Raw genomic sequence first — 916 nt, 5'->3', positions numbered from 1 at the left:
GCACGGCCACCTCCTGGGCAGTCGGTCTTTTGTGATACGAACGTACCACAAAGGTGGTACGGCTGTATCATCAAAAATCGGAGACACGATCCGAGGAGCGGAGAGTCGAACCATGCCCAAGCGCGTGGATCACGCAGAGCGACGCACCGAGATCGCGCAGGGCCTCGTCCGGGCCGCCGGACGGCAAGGGCTGCACGCTGTGGGTATGCGGGACGTGGCGGCCGAGGCGGGCGTCTCACTGCGGCTGGTGCAGTACTACTTCGAGTCCAAGGAGAAGCTGCTCCTCTTCGGACTGCGGCATCTGGCCGACAGGTTCGGGGAACGGGTGACCGCCCAGGTCCACGCCGCCGGCGACAACCCCGGGCCACGGGCGGTGATCGAGGCACTGCTGACGGCGGCCCTGCCAGTCGACGAGGAGAGCCGCCTGTTCCATCACCTCTACACCTCGTACGCCGTGCTGTCGGTCACCGACGAGGCCCTCGCGGCCCAGCCCTTCATCAAGGATCCCGACACCGCCGAGATCACCCTCACCGGGCTGCTGCGGCAGGCGGCGGACGCCGGACTGCTCCGGGCCGGCACGGACACCCATGCCGAAGCAGTCGGCTTGCTGGCCATGTCCGCGGGGCTCGGCACCAGCGTCCTGGTGGGCCAGCGCGACGCCGAGTCCGCCACGGCCGTCCTCCACTACCACCTGGACCGGATCTTCCGGCCCGCCACAACTTGATCTGACGGCCGACCGTCCTCAGGACCGCGCCGCTCTCCTCATCCTCCATACGGGACCACCTCCCACCCGGCGCCGCCGGACAGGCCCGGACCAGGGCCGGACAGTCACTGCCCGTATCGGCGTCGCTACTTTTCAGCCTAATGACGCACGGCCACTCTGAGTGACGTGAGCCAACAAATCACTCGAACCGAC

General features: G+C 67.7%; 1 protein-coding gene. It reads left to right on the top strand.

Annotated elements, in window-relative coordinates; genetic code table 11:
- Positions 1-112: 112 nt before the first annotated feature.
- Positions 113-724: a TetR/AcrR family transcriptional regulator gene (locus CCN37_RS36850; RefSeq protein WP_078641961.1), complete on the top strand. Its 612-nt coding sequence runs from the start codon at positions 113-115 to the stop codon at positions 722-724.
- Positions 725-916: the final 192 nt, after the last annotated feature.

This window comes from Allokutzneria sp. NRRL B-24872, assembly GCF_002155965.1.
Lineage (GTDB): Bacteria > Actinomycetota > Actinomycetes > Mycobacteriales > Pseudonocardiaceae > Allokutzneria.
This window is presented reverse-complemented; position numbering and strand designations above follow the sequence as displayed.

What these genes read in the sequence shown, in the direction of transcription:
- CCN37_RS36850 (WP_078641961.1), top strand. Translation starts at nt 113, where the DNA reads ATGCCCAAGCGCGTGGATCACGCAGAGCGACGCACCGAGATCGCGCAG.